This window comes from Burkholderia sp. PAMC 26561 (genome assembly GCF_001557535.2).
Lineage (GTDB): Bacteria > Pseudomonadota > Gammaproteobacteria > Burkholderiales > Burkholderiaceae > Caballeronia.
The window spans coordinates 43115-58971 of the sequence record NZ_CP014308.1 but is presented as its reverse complement, the minus strand read 5'-3'; the positions used below and the strand labels follow the sequence as shown (position 1 = coordinate 58971).

At 55.1% G+C, this 15857-nt stretch carries 11 protein-coding genes and 2 pseudogenes; 5 read left to right on the top strand and 8 right to left on the bottom strand.

Annotated elements, in window-relative coordinates; all coding sequences use genetic code 11:
* Positions 1–77 precede the first annotated feature (77 nt).
* A complete protein-coding gene (locus AXG89_RS23155; protein ID WP_082771571.1) occupies positions 78–1997 on the bottom strand; it encodes a sensor domain-containing protein in 1920 nt (639 codons plus the stop codon).
* Positions 1998–2349: 352 nt separating this feature from the next.
* Here AXG89_RS23155 and AXG89_RS44260 point away from each other — a divergent pair, with 352 nt between their 5' ends.
* Both AXG89_RS44260 and AXG89_RS44730 read left to right on the top strand, forming a co-directional pair.
* Complete coding sequence (locus tag AXG89_RS44260) at positions 2350–4029, top strand: methyl-accepting chemotaxis protein (RefSeq protein WP_062172734.1); 1680 nt, start codon at positions 2350–2352, stop codon at positions 4027–4029.
* Positions 4030–4976: 947 nt separating this feature from the next.
* Positions 4977–5120, top strand: a pseudogene (locus AXG89_RS44730) (IS6 family transposase); the annotation flags it as partial.
* Between the two features lie 48 nt (positions 5121–5168).
* Here AXG89_RS44730 and AXG89_RS23140 read toward each other — a convergent pair.
* Complete coding sequence (locus tag AXG89_RS23140; RefSeq protein WP_062172730.1) at positions 5169–6953, bottom strand: SWIM zinc finger family protein; 1785 nt, start codon at positions 6951–6953, stop codon at positions 5169–5171.
* Between the two features lie 631 nt (positions 6954–7584).
* On the opposite strand from AXG89_RS23140, the pseudogene AXG89_RS23135 reads away from it, so the two are divergent.
* Positions 7585–7752 (top strand): annotated as a pseudogene (locus AXG89_RS23135) (TIGR00366 family protein); the annotation flags it as partial.
* A gap of 158 nt (positions 7753–7910) precedes the next feature.
* Here the strand turns inward: AXG89_RS23135 and AXG89_RS23130 are convergent.
* The 5 genes from AXG89_RS23130 to AXG89_RS43125 all read right to left on the bottom strand — a co-directional run bounded on the left by AXG89_RS23130 (position 7911) and on the right by AXG89_RS43125 (position 11913).
* A complete protein-coding gene (locus tag AXG89_RS23130) occupies positions 7911–8672 on the bottom strand; it encodes a putative bifunctional diguanylate cyclase/phosphodiesterase (RefSeq protein WP_082771569.1) in 762 nt (253 codons plus the stop codon).
* Positions 8673–8722: 50 nt separating this feature from the next.
* Positions 8723–9802: an IS3 family transposase gene (locus AXG89_RS23125; protein ID WP_062172173.1), complete on the bottom strand. Its 1080-nt coding sequence runs from the start codon at positions 9800–9802 to the stop codon at positions 8723–8725.
* Positions 9799–10299: a transposase gene (locus tag AXG89_RS44725; RefSeq protein ID WP_062172171.1), complete on the bottom strand. Its 501-nt coding sequence runs from the start codon at positions 10297–10299 to the stop codon at positions 9799–9801. The genes AXG89_RS23125 and AXG89_RS44725 overlap by 4 nt, the downstream gene beginning before the upstream one ends.
* A 45-nt stretch (positions 10300–10344) precedes the next feature.
* A complete protein-coding gene (locus AXG89_RS23120; protein WP_062172726.1) occupies positions 10345–11478 on the bottom strand; it encodes a sensor domain-containing protein in 1134 nt (377 codons plus the stop codon).
* A gap of 327 nt (positions 11479–11805) precedes the next feature.
* Complete coding sequence (locus tag AXG89_RS43125) at positions 11806–11913, bottom strand: DUF2934 domain-containing protein (protein WP_082771648.1); 108 nt, start codon at positions 11911–11913, stop codon at positions 11806–11808.
* 430 nt (positions 11914–12343) lie between these two features.
* Between AXG89_RS43125 and AXG89_RS42290 the strand changes: the two genes are divergently transcribed.
* Positions 12344–12604 (top strand): hypothetical protein, encoded by a 261-nt coding sequence (locus AXG89_RS42290; protein WP_144029352.1) that lies wholly within the window; start codon positions 12344–12346, stop codon positions 12602–12604.
* A 289-nt stretch (positions 12605–12893) separates the two neighbouring features.
* Positions 12894–15215: a hybrid sensor histidine kinase/response regulator gene (locus AXG89_RS23110; RefSeq protein WP_062172724.1), complete on the top strand. Its 2322-nt coding sequence runs from the start codon at positions 12894–12896 to the stop codon at positions 15213–15215.
* Between the two features lie 201 nt (positions 15216–15416).
* Here AXG89_RS23110 and AXG89_RS42285 read toward each other — a convergent pair whose 3' ends face one another.
* Positions 15417–15662, bottom strand: a complete 246-nt coding sequence (locus tag AXG89_RS42285) for a hypothetical protein (protein ID WP_144029351.1) — start codon at positions 15660–15662, stop codon at positions 15417–15419.
* Positions 15663–15857 lie beyond the last annotated feature (195 nt).

Sequence of the window (15857 nt, the reverse complement as noted above, 5' to 3'; positions counted from 1 at the left end):
TCCGCAACGAGACAATTATTATTCATGCTTTGCTGGACCGCTTTCAATACGCTCGTTCAACGAAAGCCCTAGAACCGTCACCCCGTGAGCTCAAGGCAAACGGGCGCGCCTAAGTAAAGGCCTCGCCCAAATTCCCATTGGTTTCGCAACAGAACGTCGATGGCGGCCGCATCGACGGGTCGTGAAAACCAGTAGCCCTGCAATTCGTCACAGCCGAAGCGCAACAATGCGTCGCGCTGCTCAGCGGTCTCGACACCCTCGGCGATGACTTGGAGATCGAGCTTATGGGCCATTGCGACGATTGCCTCGACGATTGCGTTGCTGCTCGCTTGCGAAGTTAGCTCGCTGACAAATACGCGATCCAGTTTGATGCGACGCACGGGGAATCGGCGCAAGTAGGCAAGGTTGGAGTAACCCGTGCCGAAGTCGTCGATCGCAATGCTAATGCCACGGGCCTTAAAGTTATCCAAAATGCGTATGCTTTCTTCCGGGTCCTTCATTGAAAGACTCTCGGTGATTTCAAGCTCTAATTGCTCGGGGGCGAGCCCATGTTCGGCGAGCGCCCGGGCAACGACTGACTCCAACGCCGGATTGTGGAACTGGCGCGCTGAGACGTTTATAGACATGCGCAAAGCCGGCAATCCGCTGCTCTGCCACGCCGCAGCTTGGGCGCAAGCCGTACGCAACACCCATTCGCCAAGCTGCTCGATCAATCCTGACTCTTCGGCGAACCCAATGAAGCGCGTCGGAGGCAGTAATCCGCGAACCGGATGCTGCCAGCGCACTAAAGCCTCAACGCCAGTGATGCGCCCGCTTTTGATCTCGATCTGCGGCTGGTAGTGCAACACGAATTCGCCGCGTTGCAGCCCTCGCTTCATCTGGGCCTCGAGGTCCAATCGTTCGCCCGCGTGAGCGCTTAAAGCAGGTGTGTAACGCAGGACCCGATTCCCGCCGCCTTCTTTGGCGCCGTACATTGCAGCGTCGGCATGCTTGAGTAACGTAGTCGCGTCCTCACCGTCCTGCGGATAAACGCTGTATCCAAGGCTGCATGTGACTGACACCTCGCGCTCGCCAATGAGCACTGGCTTGGCTACCACCCGGGAGAGCCGGCTCATCACGCGGGTCAGTTCGTCGGTAGGGATGGGATTAGTCAGTAACAAGACGAATTCGTCCCCACCAAGGCGGGCGAATGTATCGTCTGCACGCATTAAGCGGCCGATCCGGCGCGTGACCGCGCGCAGCAGTTCGTCGCCTGCAGCGTGACCAAGGCTGTCGTTGACGAGCTTAAAGCGATCAAGATCGAGGAAAAGCAGCGTGAGCGAGTGCTCGCGGCGTCGGGCGAAATCGATCGCCAGTTCGATCCGGTCCATTAACAGTGCCCGGTTTGGTAGTCCGGTGAGCGTGTCATGCATCGCCCGGTGGCGTAGCTCCTGTTCGAAGCGTTGACGCTCCTGCACTTCAAGATCTAGCCGTGCGACGGTGGCCTCCAGCCGGACGGCCGCCTCCGCTGCCTGCGCATGTGCAGCCTGCAGCGCCAGTCCCGCTGCCTTCTGAGAAGTGACCTCGTAGTTAATGCCCACTAACCCGATAATGCGTCCGTTGGCGTCGCGCACCGCTACCTTGGTCGTGATCAACCAGGCTTCATCTTCGAGCAGCCGATATTTGGCATGCTCTTCGTGATTAAGGAGCGAGCGTCCGTGCGTTAAGACCTCCTGCTCCTGTCGGTAATATTCGCTTGCGAGTTCGAGCGGATAAAAATCGTAGTCGGTTTTTCCAAGCAACTCAGCGGGATCGCACACCCCCATGCCTCGAGCCACCGCCCTGTTGGCGAAGATAAACCGGCCCTGCATATCTTTCGCATAGATACGGTGCGGTACGTTCTCGGCAAGCGCGCGTAATAGGGTATGTTCAAAAGCGTCGAAAGTATTGCTTGCGGGGTCGCGTATTACCGATCTGCCTGATTTGACCCGATAAATGTGACGAGACGTTCTAATCATTGGCAACTCCAAGCCTGTACAAATTTTCTAGGCCGGCAAAACGTCTTGCCAAGAGCGAAGAAGCAAAATGAGCAATCATTGTTCGGATTCCAGACTCCGGCTTGGCGAAACGCGTGCGCTGGAGGCGCCTTTAATGCTTACAACGGCATATCGCAACCTTACATTATCGGTACAAACCCTAGGCCGCTTAATCTCCACGGTCGAGGCTACTGACAGAGCGTTCACATGAAATGTGGGAAATACGATTTTCTCTTGCCGCACCGCTGTCATCTAAAAAACCTTAAGTATCTAAAATAATGTCCGTTAATCTGTTTGTTAGCTTGCACCCACCTCAAATCTGCGGGAACAAACTGTGCCGACTTTTAATCAGGTAAACGTATTTACCAAACTAGTCGGCGGATTTTCCGTCGTCATTGCCCTGCTCATTGGGCTAGGAATTTTTAGCCTATTCGAGATAGCCGGCGAGAACGAGCACGTCGTTTTACTGAGCGAAAATTCCTTGCCGGCGGTTAGGTACAGTCTGGAAATGCGGGGCAGCCTAAACGCGATTCGCCTTGGCGATTACCGGGCGGCAAATAGCCTGTCAGCTGTTGATATCGATGCGGCAAGCCAGCAAGTCGATCAAGCTATCGCTGGGTTTAGTCACGCGGCTGGTCAGTATGAGCCGTTGATAAATGACCCTGAAGAAAAGAAACGGTACGGGGATTTGCAAGCTGCCATGAGCCGATATCTGGATGCCGACCACAGTATTCGCACCCTAGCGAAGGACGGCAAGCATGATGACGCAATGTCGTTGCTGGAAGGAGAATCGGTTGAATTTTTAAATGTCGCCGAAAGGTCGCTCAAAGCAATCGTTGATACGAATGTTGCTGAGGCTAACAAGGAAGGCCTTGACTCGCGTAACGGGTTTTCGCGCGCGGTCGCGCTCGTAATTGCCGGGACAGTCGCGGCCACGCTCATTGGCTTGGCGCTAGCGCTGCTGATCGCGCGCGGGCTGACTCGGCAGCTCGGCGGCGAACCAAGCGATGCGGCCACGATTGCTCACGCAATTGCCGCAGGCAACTTGCTCGTGCCGATCAGGTTGAAAGATGGCGACAGCGCCAGCCTGTTATATTCGCTCGCGACGATGAAAGAACAGCTGACCACCATCGTGCGCGGCATCAAGACGTCGAGCGAATCGATCTCGGTCGCAGCCTCAGAAATCGCGCAGGGCAACACGGATCTGTCGCAGCGCACGGAGGAACAGGCGGCGTCTCTGGAAGAAACCGCGGCGAGCATGGAAGAACTCACGACTACGGTCCGCCATAACGCGGACAACGCGAAGCAGGCCGCCGCGCTGGCCGGTTCCGCGTCGCTTACGGCGCAGCGAGGTGGCGAGGTCGTGGCCCGCGTGGTCGACACGATGCAAGGTATCTCCGACAGCGCAAGCAAGGTCGCCGACATTGTCAGCGTGATCGAGGGTATCGCGTTCCAGACCAACATTCTCGCGCTCAATGCGGCGGTTGAAGCTGCCCGTGCTGGTGAACAAGGCCGGGGTTTCGCGGTCGTCGCGGGCGAAGTGCGTACGCTGGCGCAGCGCAGTGCGACGGCGGCGAAGGAGATCGGCGAGCTCATCGGCGAGTCGGTGCATCGCGTCGATGCCGGCTCGAAACTGGTCTCCGAAGCGGGCGCGACGATTACGGAGATCGTGACGTCCGTGCAAAAAGTCACTGACATCGTGGGCGAAATCTCGTCAGCGTCGGCCGAGCAGAGCGTGGGTATCGAGCAGGTCAACCAGGCGGTCAGCCAGATGGATGAAGTCACGCAGCAGAATGCCGCGCTCGTCGAGCAGGCATCAGCGGCCGCGCAATCGATGGCGGATCAGTCGAATTCGCTGCGCCAGGCGGTGTCGATATTCAAGGTTGGCGAAAGCACTGTTCATTCGGCGCCACGGCCCGCGCGTTGGGCACCAGCCAAGGCAGCAGCGATGCCGTCCACCAAGCGAGCGGCATCATTAGGGACGCATACCACGGCTGACTGGCAGTCTTTCTGAACTCGCTGCGTTCCAGGCTACCCGAGAAACTTCGCGCGCAAGGATCTAGTCCCCTGCGGGGAAAGAGCGGTTTGTCTTTAAGGCGGCGGAGTGAGTATTCGCAGCTGACGAATTCCTTCGGCTACCCAATGTCCCAATTTCCGCGGTCACCGCTGCATATGTGGAATTCCCGACGAATCATCGGCCAAAGAGTGCGCTAGCGGTGGCTCGCAATCCACGACGTTTCAATAGCTTGTTTTTCGGAGCGGAGTATCGCGATTGCCGCCGGGGTCGGTCCGCTTTTCTCGAATGCAGAGTTGAGCATGGAGCGCTCGGGGTATCACGACGGACACCCGTTTGCCTATCGCACGATAACCGCGGATCTTGATGTGGATCGTCGCCTCAAAGTCGTCTCCGTGGTTGGGCGCGCGGACGGTGGTCTCGATGCCAGTCGAATCAGCGAAAGCTGTCCGGCGGATTCGACCATGGAGAAGTTGTGCCTGTCATGGTAAGCCATAGGTTGGGTGTCCAGTTAATCCTAATGGACACGTTCCGTGGACGCTATAAAATCTCGGACACTGATTGGACAAATGTCCAGAAATCGAGACGCGTCCACTGAACGTAAAAAGCACGCTGGTTTGGATAAGCGCCCCGCGATGCATGACACGGCACCGCCAAAAACACGCTTCACGAGCGCATACCCACTTAATTCGTCACCGCTACGCGTAGAAAACTGTCAATCCGCGTTTTCGGGTTGAACGCCAGTTTTGCGCATAGAGCTGGCTCCGCTAATCCGGACAGTCGGGTAGCTGGAATCTCTGGATTTTGAGATAGGCAAAATCCCTACAGAGGGCAGTGTCGGGTTGCTGAGTTGGCCGCCTAAACCAGCGCAACGAAGAAATTTAAGTCGCCCTATCTCGATCTTCGTTTTCCAAACTGACTTAATCCATTACGCCGTGTGTTGAAATTTTCGCTTGCACTTGAGCCTACGCGACGTCGAGGGACTGCTCTTTGAGCGCGGCGTGGTGATGACGTACGAGCCGATCCGACGCTGTTGCGACAAAATCGGCAGAGAATTTTCTCATCGTGCAAAAGTTCTACGCCGCAGACCGCTATACGATTGATGTCGGCGGCTTTTTCGTGCGAAGGTTGATGTGTTTTCAGCCTAAACTTGCCAGCAGTTTCATAAAATTGCGCTTGGCACGATAAGTCTCACGGATCGTCTGAAGTTCTTCGACAAACACCGTGTGTTCCTCCAGTTTCGCTCGTAAGTTGCTAATTGTCCTTACGATGCCAAACGCCTCGTCATAGCGCGCTTTTCGGCTTCCATTATCAGCGGCGATCGGCAGCAATCGGTGGTACAAAGCGATCGCATCATGCGGATGAGTTTTCGCTCGAATCGCCGCCATTTGCGCCCACATGTGCGTGGCCACCGGACCGCCGCAAAATGTCTCCCAGGCCTTGGCATAGTCGCGTTCACAAAGAAATAGTTTAAGCATTTCCGTTCGTGTTCCTGCTTGCCAGGAACCTCGCGTCGCTTTGGTCGGTGCTTCTTCGTCCCGAACCCGTTCCCAGAGATAGTCGAGCGCGCGAGCGCCCGTAACGCCTCGTTGGCCGGTCGCGCTGGCGACCTCCATCAGTTCTGCAAACCCCTCGGCTGTAGGATGCATTTCGAATCGTCGCCACGCATATGCATCGGCTTTCGCGAAATCGCTGCGACGCAGATATTCCTCAATGCAGAATGTGAGCAAGCGTTGGTCAACGTTCTTCCCGAATTCGCTGAGCCCCCGTTCTGCCCAACTCAGGCCGTCGTCGTAGCGCGCATGCTGCATACAAAGTTCTGCGACCAGCAAAAAACGGTAGGGGCTCGACAGATCCTTTGAACGAATGAGAACAAGTGCGTCCACGTCGCCGTCGCCTTTGGCAATCGCCTCCATCGCACGGTCAAGTCGCATGCGTAGGGGGTCAAACGATCGGCGAAACTCGTTGCTTGGAGGTAGTTCAGCAAGCTTGTCCCACGCACTTGTCACAAGCGTCCGATAGCGTTGTATTCCTTGCTCCTCGAGCGCGTCCGCGTAGGCTGGCAAGACGTCGTAAAACGTGTCCCACACGCCTTCAGTTTGAAAACGGAACAATCGTTCGGCAAGCTTCAACGGGTCCGGATGCGTTTGCCGGCATGCTTCAAGGTGCACGGCCGCCAGCTCCATAATGGCGGGCATAACATCGCCGCTCGAGTCATCGATCTGTTCCAGACTTTTCTCCGCCCCAGATATCGCCTCTTCTGCAAGCTCGACTACCTGGGAAGCGTAGGGGCCAGCAAGTCGCTGACGGAGCATGTCCACAAGAGACATCAGACCATCACCGTATGCGCCCGCCTCGCGCCAGTCGAGTGGGTGAGACACGCGGGTCGCTTCACGAACTGCTGCCTTCATGCTCGGTGCGTCATCGGCAGCCGCTGCACGAGCAGCAAAAAGCAACCTGTCGCGCAAACCGATGTCGCGCTCGACTGCGTCGAGGAGCAACTCTCTCAGAACCTCTTCGCCCAATCCAGCAACATACTCGCGTATCAGTTCTTCGTACGTCTTGCGATTTTTGCCCCTTCGTGCGGGTTCTGGCTTGTCTATATGAAACACCTCCTCACCCGAGTTTTCGAGCCAAGAAAACGAGACAGCAACCGCGTGCTTGCAAAAGATCCCGTCCGCGCCAACAGGGCAGTCACACTCGTAGGTCAGTTCACCGTCGCTCCCAATCCCAAGTTGAACGCTGTACTGATAGGTACCGTGTACAAAAGCACGAAGGATGTTTTTACGTTCTTTAAGAACTGACACGGCACCCTCTTGGAAATATGCTTTCCCGCGCGCGAGCGTCTTCGTGTCCGCAAGTGACTTGATTACGGCGAGGGTGAGGATGCCGAAAAATAACGACTGTCTGGCCTTGGCACACATCTGCGATTTTCTCCGCGGAGCTCAACTCTCGGATTTTACAAGGCCGCCGCTTAGCACGGCACAAAAACGTTTGACGGCTCTCCGCGCTAGCGACCTCGATTTCTGGTCAGATCTGGCCTATTCTAATTTCATAGACCACGCGTTTGAACGCTGTGGTTTAAGTTCGATTGTCAGCACCAAAAGCGGCCATTTCGAAGGTTTTGGACGCGTAAAAACATAGCGCTTGCACAACTAAATATGGTCCCACAGCAATCCAGCCATTGTTCGCTGGGAACGTCCGTCGGAAAAGGCGGAGAGCCACAAACCATTTCAAGCAAAGTTGGTTCTATAGGCTCCCCTAGCCGTCAATTAAACTTCGTTCTCTCTGAACGATTTCAGCTAAAGTTGGCACTTAATAGCCAGAAACCTTACAACGCAGCTACCCTACCGAACGAGCAGCACGTCCCCCGCAAAACTCTCCGAGTCCCGCCAGGCCGGCAATAGAGGCCACTCTAACTCCTAGTGGCGACGGCGCACTCATTGCCTGAAATGCGTAGTACCAACTTTACTTGAAACTTAGAACCGACTTTAGTTGTGCGAGCGAAAATTGCGGGGAAAAAAGATCAAGTTCCGTTCTATTAAGATAACTATCCTTATCAATCCATTTTGGATGCTGCCGTTGCTGGATGTGCTCGGACTGCGAGCCCGCGATAGTGTCGGGTTCACATTTATTCAATTGATCGTGCACGTGCCACTCGTGCTGATCCTGCTGACGGTATCAGCCAGTTCGCTGGAATTCGTCCCGCCGGTCATGCATTGAGCGTGTGATCGCTACCTCATCGAAAATCGGACGACGGCAACGCATTGGCGAAGAGATGCACGTCGCCCGCCAGCTGCACGACACGCGATTGCACGGCACTTTTTGCAAGGCTCCAGCAGCCGTCGAGCGATCAGAAAACGCCGTTGCATCTTTTCATGCTATGCCTTTGCTCTTTCGTTATCCGGTTTGATTTCGCAAAGCAGCAAGCTGCCGCATGTGGCAGCATCAACTGGCCGCGAAAACCAGAAACCCTGAAGTTCGTCGCAGCCGTAGCGAAGCAAGTGTTCACGCTGCTCGGCCGTCTCGACTCCCTCGGCAACCACCTGCAAGTCAAGTTTATGAGCCATTGCGACGATTGCCTCGACGATTGCGTGGCTGCTTGATTCTGAACCGAGCTCGCTGACGAACGACCGATCCAGCTTAATCCGTCTTACGCGGAATCGTCGCAGATAAACAAGGTTTGAATAACCAGTGCCAAAATCGTCGATCGCGATACCGATGCCGAGCGCCTTAAAGCTGGCCAGAATGCGGATACTCTCCTCAGGGTCTTTCATCGAAAGGCTCTCGGTGATTTCAAGCTCCAATTGCTCAGGGGCCAGGCCGCAATCAGCGAGCACCTGAGCGACCACCGATTCCAGCGAAGGATTGTTGAACTGACGAGCCGAAACATTAATACCCATACGCAGAGCCGGCAACCCGCTGCTGTGCCATGCAGCAGCTTGCGCGCACGCGGTTCGCAACACCCATTCGCCAATAGGCTCGATCAGTCCAGTCTCTTCGGCAAGCGGAATGAACTGTGTCGGAGGCAGCAATCCGCGAACGGGATGCTTCCAGCGTATCAGCGCCTCAACGCCGACAATGCGTCCACTGGCAATCTGAATTTGGGGTTGGTAGTGGAGCAGAAATTCGTCCCGTTGCAGGGCCTGCTTTCGGAAGTTTTCAAGCTAGTTGTCGCCTCGACGCATGAGATTTAAGCTGCTTTTAGCTCCTGGTTACGGGGTTGCGAAACGGCGCTGATTTTGTCGTCGCGATCCGGATTGAGATGGACCACATGAATGCGTTGCCAGTTGCGCGTTTGGCTTTTCCATCGCAGCGGATTATTTTGTCGAGCGCTCTCGTAGAGGGTTGCACGACGATTCAAGATGTCTTGGTCGAGATTTCGGTGACGCTGGGCTGGCGTGACGAAGCGAATCGCGCTGTGGCGATGCTCATGGTTGTACCAGCGCACCAGTTCGGTGACCCAATCGCGCGCGGCGCATAATGTGTCGAACGGTTTGAGCGGATAGGCCGGACGGTATTTCAGCGTTTTGAACAGCGATTCTGAATAAGGATTGTCGTTGCTGACTCCCGGGCGACTCAATGACGGCATGACGCCCAGGGACTGCAAGGTAGCCAGCATCGTGGCGCCCTTCATCGGGCCACCATTGTCGGAATGCAGAATGACTTGATCTGGCTGTATCGCCTCACGCGCGCAGAGATCCTTGAGGACCTCGCTTGCCTGGGCACCGCTCTCCTCGGCATAGACCTGCCAGCCGACGATCATGCGGCTGAACACGTCCATAAATAGATAGAGATAAAAGTACTGCCCGCGAATCGCTGAAGGCAGGTAAGTGATATCCCAGCTGTAAAGCTGGTTCGGCGCATCGGCCATGACAGCGCGTGGCTTGCGGCACGAGCGGGGCGCCCGCTCGCTGCGCCGGTGAGCGAGTTGGTTCTCGTCTCGCAGGACGCGGTAGAAGGTTGATTCCGAGGCAATGTAGCGTTGCTGATCGGCCAGCCGGGGAACGATTTGACTGGGCGGCAGATGCCCGAATTCGGCAGAGTTCGCCACGGCCAGCAGTTCCGCGCGTTCATCAGCAGAAAGCTTATGGGACGGTTCATAGTGTCGCGTCGAGCGCCCATCGAGCGAGTCAGGTTCACCGCACAGCCAACGTTGCACAGTACGCTCGCTCAATCCCAGTATGCTACACGCAGGTGCTTGCCGAGCCCCGGCCGAGGTGGCCTCGCCGATCAAACGGATCACTGTTTTGCGATCTTCAAGGGCGGTCATGACGCCTCGTCCTCGAACAACGCACGATACTTTTTTTGCAGCACCAACAGCGCTGCCGCTTCAGCCAAGGCCTTCTCCTTACGGTTCAATTCGCGCTGAAGTTGCATATTGGCCTGCTTCAGTTCACGGATCTCCTGAGCGCTCTCTTGGCGATGGCCAGCCCTGCCGGCGACGCAAAAATCCGCACCCCACTGCGCAAGATGATGGGCAAACAAACCCCGCTCGCGACACCACGCGTTCAGGGCTTCATCGACCAACCCATGGCTCTCATGCAAAGCCACCAGTCGCTCTTCCGGCGACCAGTCTTCTGGACGTTTTGCGTGTCCGGAGTCCAAGCTCCGACCTGCCGTGGCGCTACCTCTCATCCACTTCCTTAAGGTCAGTGCATTCATGTTCAATTCGTCGGCCACGGATCCGACTGTACGGCTTCCGCGGTTTAGGACCTTCGCAAGCGCCTGCTCTTTAAACTCGGCTGAATACGTTTGTTTCGTCTTCAATCTACCACCTCTGATCTCTTCACTAAGAAAATTCAGAGGCGACAACTATTGTGACGCAGGGGGCTTTAGCTGCGTCTCTAGCTCCAACCGCTCGCCGGCGTGCGAACTTAACGCCGCCGTGTATTGCCACACCCGATTACCGCCGTCTTTTTTTGCGCCGTACATGGCGGCGTCGGCATGCTTAACCAACGTGGTCACATCCGCTCCGTCCCGGGGATAGACGCAGTAGCCCAGGCTGCAGGTAACGGACACCTCGCGCTCAGCGATGAGCACCGGCTCGGCCACGACGCGCAGAAGGTTTCCGGTCAGATCAGCAAAAGCGTTAGCCGACATGGGCTCGGTGAGTAAGAGAATGAACTCATCACCGCCAAGGCGGCCCAGGGTGTCACCTAAGCTCATTACGCGGCCAAGCCGCCGGGTTAGGACCCTTAGTAGTTCATCCCCTGCGGCGTGACCAAGACTGTCGTTGACAAGCTTGAAACGGTCTAAATCAAGGAACAACAGCGTGAGCGGTTGGTTGCGATGCCGGGCGAGTTCGATGGCTTGTTCAATGCGGTCCATTAGCAACGCCCGGTTCGGCAGACCAGTGAGCGCGTCGTGCATGGCTTGGTGGCGAAGTTCCTGCTCGAAGCGTTGGCGCTCTTTTACCTCTAGATCAAGCCGCGCAACAGTGGCTTGCAGTCGCAACGTGGCATCTGCTGCCATCGCATGAGCTGCTTGCAACGCCAGTTCAGCTGCCTTCTGAGTGGTGATTTCATAGTTGATTCCTACCAGACCGATAATTTCCCCTGCTTCATTGCGCACGGCGACCTTCGTCGTAACTAGCCACGCTTCGGATTCTAGTAGGAGATATTTCGCATGCTCCTCCTGATTGAGCAGCGAGCGCCCGTGCCTTAGAACCTCCTGTTCTTGCCGGTGATACTCGCTGGCAAGCTCGAATGGATAGAAATCGAAATCAGTTTTTCCCAGCAGTTCAGTAGAATCGGAAACTCCCATGCCTTTTGCTACCGAGTCGTTAGCGAAGATGAAACGGCCATGCAAATCTTTTGCATAAATGCGGTGCGGCACATTCTGTGCAAGTGCTCGCAATAACGTATGTTCGAAGGCGCCGTCAGGCGCGCTTTCGATGTATCTGTCGGTGAATGCGCTATTGGAAGATCGTTCGGAACGCACAGTCATTTTTGCCTCACGCCGGCGCTTGAAGAAAGTGGAACAAAACAAAGGTCACCTATGTCTAGTTGGGGTCCGTAGGCAATTCAATGACATCTAAAATTTTCAATGCTGTAAAAAGGTTATTAAGTAACGCGTTGCCCGCGTGGCACGCCACGTCAATGGCACCTGAATAAACCTACGCCAACAAAGGGAATAAAAATGCCGACCACGGAAACCAAAGCTGAGGACGTTGGCGCCAAAGGGGGCGGTCAACATCAGAGAGAAGCAAAACATACTGTTCTTCGACGAGCGGCGTCCCTATAAACCACCTGAACCAAACATCATCGTAGCGCACTACGATTGAAAATCGCATAAGCGGCGCCAACCCCCATCTTGCCCACCGGTGAGTCTACCTTCTTGCTCCCAAACCGCGTGGGCCCGCTCGCGGATATGCTGGTCCAGAGTGCAATGCTAAAATCTGCTGATTTTCCGTCCAGACGGCCACCGCTCCCCCAAAGGAAATATGCTCGCGCACGCACGCACTGTTCTAAGCCGAGTTTCGTCTCGGAAGCTTCATTGACATCGTCCCCGTAGGACGCCAACTGCTCTGCTCGACTCACATGCATCCGGACTGTAAACCAGCCAAGTCATTGGGTAAGAGTTGACCATGGGCGGCCGCCTCCAGAGCACTAGCTTCAAACTGCTGATTGCATGCAATGCCACGCGACCCATTAATCGTGACCGGATATCTGTGTATAACCGTTTCGCCTCTATCATTACGTCGACTAGCCGTTCGCTCATAACTTCTCACCTAGAAGCTCGGTGCCCGCTCGTCATGCAGGAGGAATTAATCCAGTTAATCACCCTTACGACGTTCCGTCCAGCGTTATAAATGAAATATCAACTGATTTCGCGCAGTTTTACCGGTTTACGGACTTTGCGCCCCCAAAGCCCTTTCTTTGACCAAGCTCCAAACACCTTTTCACACTACGTCAAAACAACTGCGATCAACGACGGCGGCTGTGTACGAGGGAACGACGTTATTCTGCCGATCAACGCTGCGAACGAGCAACCAAATGTTGTAGTCAACGCTTTACTGAAACACTATTTCATTCCGAACATGGACATATCGGATACACATTATTCCTTGTGAACACATTGGAAACAGAATATAAGTTAATGCGGACTGTAAGACCCGGCAGGGAGATCATCGACTTTTCGCCATCTGCTTAATACTTTTAACAGACGGTTCTCTATCAGGCCTCCTACTATTGGGCGCGTCACTCTTAGCGATTCCTGCGTTGAGCGCGCTTGATACATCCCCTTCTTTTGCACGCGCAGCACAATAGCTTGGCAGTCAACTTTTTTGCTACTTGCAAACCCGTGTTTTAAACAGCTACGGGTTAATGCCACCAGTGCGGCGACACATTATGGAATTTTGAATGAACATAGATCGTCAGCCGCCAGAGGCCTATGACTTCGGAAGACTCGCTGATCCCGACCTCATCCAGTTCGATTCAGTTATCACTGTTGACGTCACGGGACGCGTGCTTTGGATGAATACGAAAGCAGAAAGCCTTACTGAGTGGAGCATTGCCGAGGCGCGCGGTAGGACGCTGCAGCACGTTTTTTCAACGGAGAACGACCCCGAGGGATTGTTTGAAATCTCCAGGAAAATTTCCCCAGAACACAATTCGCGGTCGGTCAGCGGAGCGATTTCGACCAAGAGCGGTTTGTCAAAATATGTGATCGGTAGCGCGATCGATTTGAACCCACCTCAAGGGGTAGCTACAGGACTTTTGATATTCGCGGAGGAGATCCCTCGAAGTGATGAAAATTCTTTTTCTGCGGAAAAACACAGCGCGGCGCAGAGCGTAATCGATTCGCTACCCTTCCCGCTTTTGGTGTTGAATCCTGATCTAAGCATTGATGCAGCGAACCCTGAGTTTTACCGCACTTTCGGTGTCACGGCGGCAGAGACCCTTGGGATCAAGCTAGATGCACTGGGAAACGGGCAATGGGCCAAAATCGACGTTGATGGGGTTTTGGATGGGCTTCTACAGGGCCAGCAGAGCAGCCGATGCTGTCTTGTCGAAGACTTCTTTCCCTCTTTGGGCAAACGCGCGATGCAAGTGAGTGCCACCGCTCTCAGCTTGTTCGGCCTAACAAACAATCTAATCTTAGTCACGATTGAAGACGTATCGGAACGTCGGTCTGCAGAGCGCGCATTACGAGACTCAGAACTGCGTTATCGACGACTGTTCGAGACAGCCAAGGACGGCATCCTCATTCTTGATGCTCAGACGCTTGTCATCGTCGATGCCAATCGGTACATCGCTGATCTTCTAGGTTATTCCCACGGTGCGCTGGTCGGGAAAGAGCTCTGGGAAATCGGGTTCTTTGCCGACAAAGAAGCGAGTCAGGCCACTTACACGCATCTGCAGCAATACGGGTATGTCCGTTACGATAGTCTCCCGCTGAAGACCATGGCAGGAAAGCCGGCCGAGGTGGAATTCATCAGCAATGTCTACTCGGTCGCCGGCCAGCCGATCGCTCAATGCAATATCCGTGATATCAGCGATCGCGTGCGCATGCAAGACGTTCTGAAGCAGCAGGCAGCAGCGCTTACAGAATTGCACCATAAGAAGGATGAGTTTCTTGCGATGCTCAGCCATGAGCTCCGCAACCCCCTTGCTCATATCACCAACGCTGTCCGGCTCCTGCGCCACCACGAGATCAAAGACGCCACAATGGATCGCGCGTGCGTCATCATCGAGCGGCAACTCGTTCAGTTGACGCGACTGGTCGATGATTTAGTCGAAGTGTCGAGGATTACGACGGGACGGGTGCGGTTGAGGCTTGAGCGCGTGACCATCCAGGAAATACTGAGTCGGGCCCTCGAGACAACTCAACCGCTGATTGAACAACGGCACCATAGAGTCTCCAAGTCGCTTGGAGAGAACCTAATATGGATCAACGGAGACGCATCGCGGCTCGAACAGGCGATGGTCAACCTTCTAGCAAATGCAGCCAAATACACCGATGAAGGCGGCACAATAGCATTGTCGGTCGAGCTCGAAGAGACTAATTGCGTTGTGCGCGTAAGAGATAGCGGCGTCGGCATAGCCCCGGAATTACTACCACATATTTACGAACTTTTCACACAAGCAGAGCGGTCCCTTGCGCGCTCCCGCGGTGGACTGGGGATCGGCCTCGCGTTAGTAAAACGTATCGTGGAAATGCACGATGGGATCATCGATGTTCATAGCGTCTTGAACGAAGGAACGGAATTTGTCATACGCCTGCCGATCGCAGCATCGTCAGCAACGCAAACGTTACCCGTGACCGAATCAAGTATTGAATCAACGACCGCGTTGCGAATTCTCGTAGTGGATGACAACGTCGACACCGCAGAGAGTATGGCGATGCTGGTGGGAATGCTCGGGCATGTCGTAAGGATGGAGCACGATGGCAATAGCGCGCTTCGAGCCGCCTCCGAATTTCGGCCTGACGTCGTGCTTCTCGACATAGGCTTGCCCGGGCTGAACGGCTACGAGGTGGCATCGCGCATCAGAGAACAACCGAGTCTCGACCACACGGTTCTTGTGGCAATTACTGGATATGGTCACGAAACAGATCGACAGCTCGGGTTGAAGGCTGGAATAGACCATTATCTGGTCAAACCCGTTGACTTCGATCGAGTGCGACGCATCCTGGGGACAGTCGCCGATCGGGCCGTCACGCCGACACACTTGGAACCGTAGGGCAGTCGGAACACCGATAAGGCCTTCGCAACCCGAAACGGGTCATCTGCCGCCGCGTCTCCGTACGCGTTAGCCATGCCCATCGAACGCTGAAATACGCAAGTTAGGCCTGCCTCACCCACATCGCTTGGCGACACATTGTTCCATGCGGCCATCTTTGGGTTAGGCAGAGGCAACTAATAAAAAAGCCGGCCACAGAAGCTAACGGCAAAGGATACCGGTGCCGAGGGCGGCAACCAATATCCGAGAGATCGATGCTGCAGCGGTGGAGTGGATGACGGCACCGCTGCCGTCGAACACTTTGATCAACCGCTTTGTCATGAAATATTTCTGGCTGTTGCTTAGTCGCAAAAAAGAGCGAAATCCTACGGAAATAATTGCGTGGCCGTCACTTCGCGGAATCATGCCCGGTGGCTTGATATGCTCTTCCCCGCCTTTCACTCCCAAGAGATTCTCCGCCGGGTCCGTGATACACGAATGCTCTCAACGTCAATCCCCTTTGCGTGGAACGAGCCTTCTAACGTTGAGAGTGTAGATTTGGCGACGAGGCCCGGCTTGACCTGGGTCAACGAATGCAGACACGGCGATGCGGTCTTTGTTCGCCAGCGTTCGACACGATCCAAAGTTGGCATCGCACGCGGC

Bases quoted from the DNA above. Each gene is read 5' to 3' on its own strand.
- AXG89_RS23155 (WP_082771571.1), bottom strand. From the start codon at position 1,997: ATGATTAGAACGTCTCGTCACATTTATCGGGTCAAATCAGGCAGATCG.
- AXG89_RS23140 (WP_062172730.1), bottom strand. From the start codon at position 6,953: ATGTGTGCCAAGGCCAGACAGTCGTTATTTTTCGGCATCCTCACCCTC.
- AXG89_RS23120 (WP_062172726.1), bottom strand. From the start codon at position 11,478: ATGACTGTGCGTTCCGAACGATCTTCCAATAGCGCATTCACCGACAGA.
- AXG89_RS23110 (WP_062172724.1), top strand. From the start codon at position 12,894: ATGAACATAGATCGTCAGCCGCCAGAGGCCTATGACTTCGGAAGACTC.
- AXG89_RS23125 (WP_062172173.1), bottom strand. From the start codon at position 9,802: ATGACCGCCCTTGAAGATCGCAAAACAGTGATCCGTTTGATCGGCGAG.
- AXG89_RS42290 (WP_144029352.1), top strand. From the start codon at position 12,344: ATGAAATATCAACTGATTTCGCGCAGTTTTACCGGTTTACGGACTTTG.